Source organism: Streptomyces sp. NPDC057271, from assembly GCF_042668715.1.
Taxonomy (GTDB): domain Bacteria; phylum Actinomycetota; class Actinomycetes; order Streptomycetales; family Streptomycetaceae; genus Streptomyces.
The window spans coordinates 1-8,108 of sequence record NZ_JBHUYJ010000181.1; the positions used below are offsets into that span (position 1 = coordinate 1).

At 72.0% G+C, this 8,108-nt stretch carries 8 protein-coding genes; 6 read left to right on the top strand and 2 right to left on the bottom strand.

The annotated features are described in order from the left end of the window. Nucleotides 1-49: 49 nt before the first annotated feature. A complete protein-coding gene (locus ACFUJR_RS38030; RefSeq protein WP_383179912.1) occupies nt 50-1,078 on the bottom strand; it encodes a methyltransferase in 1,029 nt (342 codons plus the stop codon). A gap of 53 nt (nt 1,079-1,131) precedes the next feature. Next, nucleotides 1,132-2,193 carry a nitrous oxide reductase family maturation protein NosD gene (locus tag ACFUJR_RS38035; protein WP_383179915.1) on the bottom strand — a complete coding sequence of 354 codons (1,062 nt, stop codon included), beginning with the start codon at nt 2,191-2,193 and terminating at the stop codon, nt 1,132-1,134. 323 nt (nt 2,194-2,516) lie between these two features. On the opposite strand from ACFUJR_RS38035, the gene ACFUJR_RS38040 reads away from it, so the two are divergent. From ACFUJR_RS38040 to ACFUJR_RS38065, 6 genes are all read left to right on the top strand, one after another. Next, nucleotides 2,517-3,032: a sortase gene (locus tag ACFUJR_RS38040; RefSeq protein WP_383179918.1), complete on the top strand. Its 516-nt coding sequence runs from the start codon at nt 2,517-2,519 to the stop codon at nt 3,030-3,032. A gap of 126 nt (nt 3,033-3,158) precedes the next feature. Next, nucleotides 3,159-3,851, top strand: coding sequence for a class F sortase (locus ACFUJR_RS38045; RefSeq protein WP_383179921.1), 693 nt, complete (start codon nt 3,159-3,161; stop codon nt 3,849-3,851). Between the two features lie 82 nt (nt 3,852-3,933). After that, nucleotides 3,934-4,500 (top strand): TetR/AcrR family transcriptional regulator, encoded by a 567-nt coding sequence (locus ACFUJR_RS38050; protein WP_383179924.1) that lies wholly within the window; start codon nt 3,934-3,936, stop codon nt 4,498-4,500. A gap of 98 nt (nt 4,501-4,598) precedes the next feature. Continuing rightward, nucleotides 4,599-6,050, top strand: a complete 1,452-nt coding sequence (locus tag ACFUJR_RS38055) for an MFS transporter (protein ID WP_383179927.1) — start codon at nt 4,599-4,601, stop codon at nt 6,048-6,050. Nucleotides 6,051-6,092: 42 nt separating this feature from the next. After that, entirely contained in the window at nt 6,093-6,536 is a 444-nt protein-coding gene (locus tag ACFUJR_RS38060) for an SRPBCC family protein (RefSeq protein WP_383179930.1), read from the top strand. A gap of 99 nt (nt 6,537-6,635) precedes the next feature. Continuing rightward, a complete protein-coding gene (locus tag ACFUJR_RS38065) occupies nt 6,636-7,997 on the top strand; it encodes a carotenoid oxygenase family protein (RefSeq protein ID WP_383179933.1) in 1,362 nt (453 codons plus the stop codon). The last annotated feature ends 111 nt before the right edge of the window (nt 7,998-8,108 follow it).

Here is an 8,108-nt window from a genome sequence, read left to right on the forward strand (position 1 = left end):
CTCCGCGAACGACGCGGAGCGGGCGGCCTCGGGTTTCCCGGTCGTCCCCTCAGGCGGGGACGGTGCACTCGAAGGCGTGGAGATACGCGTTGACCGGGCGGATCTCGCCGATGACGAGACCCGCGTCCGTCAGCCGGTCGACCATGCTCTGCCGGGTGTGCTTCGCACCCCCGACGTTGAGGAGCAGCAGCAGGTCCATGGCCGTGGTGAACCTCATCGACGGAGTGTCGTCCACGAGGTTCTCGATCACGATGACGCGCGCGCCGGGCCGCGCCGCCGCACGGACGTTGGCCAGCACCCTGCGGGTGCTGTCGTCGTCCCACTCCAGGATGTTCTTGATGACGTACACGTCCGCCTGGACGGGGATGTCCTCACGGCAGTCCCCGGCGACGACACGGACCCGGGAGCCCAGTGCCTTCGCGTCCCGCAGACGGGGATCGGCGTTCTCCACCACCCCCGGCAGATCGAGCAGCGTGCCGTGCAGGGTCGGGTGCCTCTCCAGCAGACTCGCCAGGACGTGCCCCTGACCGCCGCCGATGTCCGCGACCGATGCCACCCCTTCCAGGTCGAGCAGGTCGGCCACGTCCTGCGCGGACTGCCGGCTCGACGTCGTCATGGCCCGGTTGAACACGTGCGCGGACTCGGGGGCCTCTTCGTTGAGATAGGTGAAGAACTCCCTCTCGTACACGTCCTCGAAGACGTTGCGGCCGGAGCGCACCGCCTCGTCGAGCTTGGGCCAGACGTCCCACGTCCACGGCTCGGTGCACCACAGCGCGATGTACCGCAGGCTGTGCGGATCATCCTCGCGCAGCAGCCGGGACATCTCCGTGTGCGCGAAGGTGCCGTCGGGGTGTTCCGTGAAGACGCCGTGGCAGGACAGCGCGCGCAGCAGCCTGCGCAGTGTCCGCGGCTGGGTCTTCACCGCCGCCGCCAGGTCCTCCACGGTCATGGGCGTGTCGTCCAGGGCGTCCGCCACACCGAGACGGGCGGCCGCGCGTACGGCGGCGGCGCACGCCGCCCCGAATACGAGTTCCCTCAGCCGCATGGGCGGCGGGGGAACCGGTTCAACAGTCGTCATCTGTCGCCTTCTCTGTGCTGTGGTGCCGTGGGTGGGGGAGCGAAGCCGACCGTTCAGCACATGCCCGCGGGTTCCGAGACTCCACAGGTGTTGCGGCTGAAGGTGTTGCCCTTGCCGGTGTCCCGGTTGGCCAGGTCGGCCGCGCCGTTGCGGAGTACGACGTTGTCGCGGATCTCGTTGCGCTCGTTCAGGGCGCCCACGAAGCTCTTGAACAGCACGATGCCGCCCGAGAGCGGCGAGGTGCCCACGTTGTCCTCGATCCGGTTCTCCGCCACCAGCGTCTCCTCGGCACCGGTGAGGACGATGCCCGAGCCCTGCAGGAAGGGCAGCCGGGGGGTCTTGGGGCAGTACTTGTTGTTGTCGTGGATGTAGTTCCGGCGCAGGGTCATGGCCCCGGCACGCGGAGTGGACTCGTCGCCCACCACGAACACCGCGGCGCAGTTCCCGGTCGCCTCGTTCCGCTCGACGGTCAGGTTCCGCAGGCGCCGCACCGTGACGCCGATCCGGTTTCCGGACACCCGGTTGTGGGAGATCACCGTCCCCTGGGCGTCGACGGCTCCCGCCTCCGTGTCGGTGGTGTTGGACACGAAGAGGCCGGCGTCGCCGTTGTCCCGGGCGACGTTGTGGCTCAGCACACTGCGTACGGAACGCTCCTGGGCGATGCCCCAGTTGCCGTTCTTCTCCGCCTTCACGTTCCGGACCTTCAGGCGGTCGGTCCGCGACGCCCACAGGCCGTTCCTGGCGAAGCCCCGGACGGTCAGGGAGCGCACGGTGACGCCCGCGACGGGGCTGCCGTCCGTGCCGGTCACGCAGATGCCGTGGCCGGCCTCGGCGCACGAGTCGGTGGCGGCCTTGTCGGGCACGAGGACGGAGGGGAAGACGATCGAGCCCCGCAGGGTCACGTTCGACGTGGTGATGCGGACGCTCTCACGGTAGGTGCCGGGAGAGAGGACGACCGTGTCCCCCGGCTTCGCGGCGTCCACGGCTTTCTGGATCGATTCGCCGGGCTTGACCCGGTGCACGGTTCGTTTCTCGGCCGTCGGGGCGGCGGCGCCCACCCCCGAGGCCACGAGCGCCACGGTGCATGCCAGGTAGGCGATCTGTCGTTTGGTCATGTGCCGAAGCTATGAGGGGGTGTTCCGGCCCGCCACCGCTGATCCCCCGGCCGGGCTGCCCTTCCCCCGAACGTCGGCGGGACCTTCGCGAGACGCTCTAGCCCGTTCGCCACCCGCGCGAGGTCGATCTCGCCCCGCCGGGTCCGCCACCGTGACCTGGGGTGACGCGGCGACAGATGACGATCAGGCCGCCGACCGGGCGACACCCGCGCGGGGCGCTCGCGTTGCGGTGACCGGGGGCGGGCGTTTGCCTCGTGCACGGAGCACAGCACAGGTGCCGCGCAGACACGCCGGCCGAGAACTGCTCCGTCGAAGGAGAAAGCATGCGTCTCGCACGTACCGGCCCCGTTGTCGCCCTGATCATCGGCGCCCTCGCCCTGTCCGCCCCTCTGGCCTCAGCCGCCGAGGGGGAGTCCGCCGCCGGTGAAGCGGCGACGAACGTCCGCATCACCCCGGGAAAGGTGTCCCCCGGCACCACGGTCACCGTCAGCACCTCGGCCTGTGGCGAGGAGACCTACGGCAAGGGCGAGTCGGAGCTCGCCGGGCAGTTCCACCTCTTCCCGGGGGACCGCAAGGGCGTCCTCGTGGGCGAGTTCAAGGTGCCGGAAGGCGCCGCCTCCGGCACGGACACCGTGACCCTCAAGTGCCCGCCGCGGGTGAAGCTGACCGCCACGTACCAGATCGCCGGCCGTCCGAACGGTCCCGTCGACGCCGGCTTCGGAGGCGCCGCCGACCAGGAGACGGAGTCCGGCCTCGGCTGGCTGCTGCTCGGCGGTGCGGTCGCGGGCGGAGCCATCGTCCTCCGCCGACGCGCCACGGCCGCCAGGACGTCGGCCTGACCGTATGCCGGGACCCGACCGTGCCACCCCGGCCGACCGTACGTCCGTACCGTGCCTCCGTCCCTCGGCCTCGCAAGGAGGCCCGGGGACGGAGGCGTTCAGGCGCCGAACGAAGGCACCACGACCATGAGAAGAGACTCCGGGAGGACGCCCCCCGCCCCGCCGCCGCGCACCGCCCCGTCGTTCAGGTGGCTCGCCTGGGCCGCGCTCGCCGGAGCTCTGCTGCTCGCCGACGCGACGCGCGACGACGAACCCCCGCGCCCGACGGCGCGGACCGGGCAGCCCGCCGCGCGGGTCGCCGGGACCGCCGGGGGAGGGGCCCTCGGCCGGCGAGCCGCCGAACCGCTCCCCGCCTCGGCCCCTGTGCGGATCCGGATCCCGGCCGTCGAGGTCGACGCCTTCCTGATGCACCTGGAGCTGGACGCGAAGGGGGTGTTGCAGCCGCCACCCGCGACGGCCCCCGCCTTCGCCGGCTGGTACGCCGACGGGACCACGCCCGGCGCGCTCGGGACCGCCGTCGTGGCGGGACACGTGGACACTCCCGCGGGCCCCGCCGTCTTCCACCGGCTCGGCGCCCTGAAGCGGGGTGCCGAGATCGAGGTCGACCGCGGGGACGGCCGCACGGCCGTCTTCACGGTCGACGCGGTGGAGGAGCACGAGAAGGGCCGGTTCCCCGACGACAAGGTGTACGGCGACACCGGCCGCCCGGAGCTGCGGTTGATCACCTGCGGCGGCGCCTGGTCCAAGGGCACCGGCTACCAGGCCAACACCGTCGTCTACGCCACGCTGACCGCGGCGAGGCGGACGGGCGGGGCGTAGGGGACCACGAGGGCGCGGCGCGTTCCACGGTCCGTGGTGTGAACCGGTTGACACACCTAAGTGTGAGTGGTTGAGTACTCACATGAAGAGCGAGCGTCCCCGCCAGTTGTCCACCGCCGAAGAGCGTCGCGAGATGGTGCTGCGCACCGCCATCGGCGCCTTCGCCGCCCGGGGCTACTGGGGCACCACCACCACCGAGGTGGCCAAGGCGGCCGGCATCTCGCAGGCGTACGTCTACCGCCTCTTCCCGAACAAGGAACTGCTGTTCACCGCGGTGGTCGAGCACTGCTTCGTGCGGGTGCGGTCGAGTCTGGAGCAGGCCGCGGCCGACGCGCGGGGCAGCTCGGCGGAGGTGGTCCTCGCGGCGATGGGTGACGCCTACGCCCAGCTCATCAGCAACAACGACCTGATGCTGATCCAGCTCCACGCCCAGGCGGCGGCGGTGTCCGAGCCGGCGGTCCGCGAGACGGTCCGTCAGGGCTACGCCCGGCTGGTGGAGTACGTCCGCGGCGCCTCCGGGGGTACCGAGCGGCAGGTCCAGGAGTTCTTCGCGACCGGCATGCTCTGCCACCTGATCGTCTCCATGGGGGCCGACGAGGTCGACGCGCCCTGGACCCGGACGCTGGCGGCGGGCATCACGCACTACTGAAGCCCGTCGCGGCAGCGCGACCGGGTGGACCGGCGGGGCGCCGTGCCCCGCTTTTCTTCAGACCGTTATTGTGAGTGGTCAACCACACAGGGGGAGTCGTGCAGTCCGACGCCATCAGCCGCAGTCCCGGAGCCGCTCTGGCTGCCCTGGCCGGGGCGCAGTTCACGGTCATGCTGGCCACCTCGATCGTGAACGTGGCCCTGCCCGGGATCCGCGCCGGCGTCGGACTCTCCGACAGCGGCACCCCCTGGGTCGTCAACGCCTACGGTCTCGCCTTCGGGGCCCTGCTGCTGGCGGGCGGCCGGGCGGCCGACCTGCTGGGCCGCCGCCGGGTCCTGCTCGCCGGCCTCGCGGTGTTCGCGCTCTCCTCGGTCGCGGCGGGCCTGGCCACCTCGCCGACCGTACTGATCGCGGCGCGAGCCGTGCAGGGGATGGGCGCGTCGGCGATCGCCCCCGCGTCGCTGGCTCTGGTGATGGGGCTGTTCCCGCCGGGCCCTGGCCGGGGGCGGGCGCTGGGAGTGTGGGGAGCGGTGTCCGGCGCCGGAGGTGCGGCAGGCGTCCTCCTCGGAGGTGTCCTGACGCAGGCGTGGGGCTGGCCGTGGATCTTCCACTCGGTGGCCCTCGGCGCGCTCGTCGTCCTGGCCGCCGCCGCCGCGAGCGTGCCGCGCACCCCGGTCACGGAGACCGGACGGTTCGATCTGCCGGGCACCGTCACCGTCACCCTGGCACTCACCGCCCTGGTGTGGGGCCTGACGTCGGCCCGCGGCTCGGGCTGGACGGACCCCACGGTCCTCGGCGCGTTCGGTCTCGCCGCCCTCCTGCTCGCCGCGTTCGTCCTGGTCGAGCGCCGGCACCCGTACCCGCTGCTGCCTCCGCGGCTGTTCCGCACGGGACGGGTCGCCGTCGGCAACGTGCTGATGGCGCTGCTGGGTTCGGTGTGGATCGCGCTCTTCTTCTTCCTTCCCCTCCACCAGCAGCAGGTTCTCGGACTGAGCCCACTGGTCACCGGAGTCGGCCAACTCCCGCTGGCCTTCGCCATCATGCTCGGCTCCGCGCTGGCGCCCCGGATCTCCCGCCGTGCCGGCTCCACCGCGACGGTCGCCGGCGCGCTGCTGGCGGAAGCGGCCGGACTGCTGTGGCTGGCCCGCATCAGCGTCCACGGCGGCTATCTCGCCGACGTCCTCGGCCCCGGCATCCTGATCGGCCTGGGCCTGAGCGTCGCCTTCGTCCAGCTGACCGCCCTGTCCGTCGAGGGCGTCCCGCAGCAGGACGCCGGGCTGGCCGGCGGCCTGGTCAACACCACCCGCCAGGTCGGGGGAGCGGTCGGACTTGCCGTACTGGCCACCCTGGCCGGCGCGACGACCGGCCGGGCGGAGGCCGCCCACCAGCCGTACCTGGAGGCGCTCACCGCCGGCTACCGCACCGCCTTCGCGGTCTCCGCCGCCGTGCTCGCGACCGCCGCCGCCCTTGCTCTGCTGCTCGCCCGCCGCCGGCCCGCCGCCTCCCGTGGCGAGGCGGGATCACGACCGACGCCCGCGGCCCACCGCTGACGCACCGACCCGACCACGTATCAACCGAGAGGAACCGACGTCATGTTCACCATCGACGAGACCGCCCCCGTCATCGTCCGCCTGGCCACCGTCATCGACGCCCCGCTGGAGCGCGTCTGGTCCCTGCACGCCGACATCGACGCCTGGTCCGACTGGAACACGGACATCGACCGGGCGGAACTCGACGGCCCGCTGCTGCCCGGCAACTCCTTCACCTGGCAGACCCACGGGATGGACATCACCTCCACCATCCGCGAGGTCGTCCCCGGTGAGCGCGTGGTCTGGGGTGGCCCCGCCCACGGCATCGAGGGCATCCACGTCTGGACCTTCGAGCGGATTGGAGACCAGGTCACCACCGTGCACACCGAGGAGTCCTGGAGCGGCGCCCCCGTCGACGCCGCCGCCGAGGAACTCGGTCGAGCCCTGAACGCGTCGCTGACCGGCTGGCTCGCCGGCCTCAAGGCGCGCGCCGAGCGGAGCGACTGAGCTCCCGCCGTACCGAGGGGAGCGACTGAGCTCCCGCCACCCCGACCCACTCGCCCGCACCACCCGCATCCTCCCCGTCACGGAATCGAGGCTCCTGCCATGACCACGAACACGACCACCGGGAAGCCCTACCTGGTCGGCCACTACACCCCGGCCGTGGACGAGATCACCGCCACCGAGCTGACTGTCGAGGGCACCCTGCCGCCGGAGCTGACCGGCCGGCTGATCCGTAACAGCCACAACCCCAAGCCCGGCGTCACCCCCACCCACTGGTTCAAGGGCAGTGGCATGGTCCACGGCATCCGGCTGAACGAGGGCCGCGCCGAGTGGTACCGCAACCGGTGGGTCCGCACTCCGGCCCTTGACGGCGCGCCCTACATGACCGAGCACGGCCCCGACCTGACCGCCAGCACCGCCGGCACGCACGTCATCGAACACGGGGGACGCCTGCTGGCCCTGTGCGAGGCGAACCTCCCCTTCGAACTCACCCGTGACCTGGACACCGTCGGCGCCTTCGACTTCGGCGGCAAGCTGCGCGGCGCGATGACCGCACACCCCAAGTCCGACCCGGTCACCGGCGAGCTGCACTTCTTCGGATCCTCGCCCTTCCCTCCCTTCCTCATGTACTACGTCGCCGACGCGAAGGGCGAGGTCACCCACACCGCAGAGATCCCCGGTGCGAGCCCGGCCCTCAAGCACGACTTCGCCCTCACCCGCCACCACGTCGTCTTCGTCGAGGGCTCCGTCACCTTCGACCCGACCGAGCACTCCGGGATCCCGTACGCCTGGAAGGACGATCAGCCCGCCCGTATCGGCGTCATGCCCCGGGGTGCGGACGGTGCCGGCAGGATCCGCTGGTTCCCCATCGAGCCCGGGAGCATGCTCCACGCCGCCAACGCCTACGAGGACGCCGAGGGCCGTGTCGTCCTGGAGGGGCCCGCCGTCGACCGGGAGGGCTTCCAGCTCTCCTGGAACTGGTGGGTCGGCGCCCCGGGGCGCGGCAGCGAACCCAACACCCGCTCGTACACCCGTCGTTGGATCATCGACCTCGTGGCAGGCAGCGTCGACGAGCGCGTCGTCGACGACCTGGCCGTCGAGTTCCCCACCCTGAACGAGGACCACCTCGGCGCGGAGCACCGCTACCAGTACGCGGTCTCCTTCCCCGACCGGCGGGGCCTCGGCGGCTACGGCATCGTCAAGTACGACCGCCTCACCGGCGCCCGCCGGATCCACGAGGCCGGCGACGCGCGCCTGCCCGGCGAGGCGGTCTTCGTACCGGCGGAAGGCGGCACCCGCGAGGACGACGGCTACCTGCTGACGGTCGTCTCCGACCTCAAGCAGGACGCGTCCCAACTCCTGGTCCTGGACGCCTCGGGCCTCGACCGGATCGCCACGGTCCACCTCCCGCGCCGCGTGACGGCCGGCATCCACGGCTCCTGGATCCCGGACGCCGCCCACTAGTGTTCTGAGTCTGGAGTTCTGTTTAGATGTAGGCTTTCGGTATGGCGATGGGGCGGCCGAAGGCCGAGTTGGTGCTGACCGATGAGGAGCGGGCCGCGCTCGAGGGCTGGG

Excerpts from the sequence above, each read along its gene's own strand:
- ACFUJR_RS38030 (WP_383179912.1), bottom strand. The coding sequence starts at position 1,078 with ATGACGACTGTTGAACCGGTTCCCCCGCCGCCCATGCGGCTGAGGGAA.
- ACFUJR_RS38035 (WP_383179915.1), bottom strand. The coding sequence starts at position 2,193 with ATGACCAAACGACAGATCGCCTACCTGGCATGCACCGTGGCGCTCGTG.
- ACFUJR_RS38040 (WP_383179918.1), top strand. The coding sequence starts at position 2,517 with ATGCGTCTCGCACGTACCGGCCCCGTTGTCGCCCTGATCATCGGCGCC.
- ACFUJR_RS38045 (WP_383179921.1), top strand. The coding sequence starts at position 3,159 with ATGAGAAGAGACTCCGGGAGGACGCCCCCCGCCCCGCCGCCGCGCACC.
- ACFUJR_RS38050 (WP_383179924.1), top strand. The coding sequence starts at position 3,934 with ATGAAGAGCGAGCGTCCCCGCCAGTTGTCCACCGCCGAAGAGCGTCGC.
- ACFUJR_RS38060 (WP_383179930.1), top strand. The coding sequence starts at position 6,093 with ATGTTCACCATCGACGAGACCGCCCCCGTCATCGTCCGCCTGGCCACC.
- ACFUJR_RS38065 (WP_383179933.1), top strand. The coding sequence starts at position 6,636 with ATGACCACGAACACGACCACCGGGAAGCCCTACCTGGTCGGCCACTAC.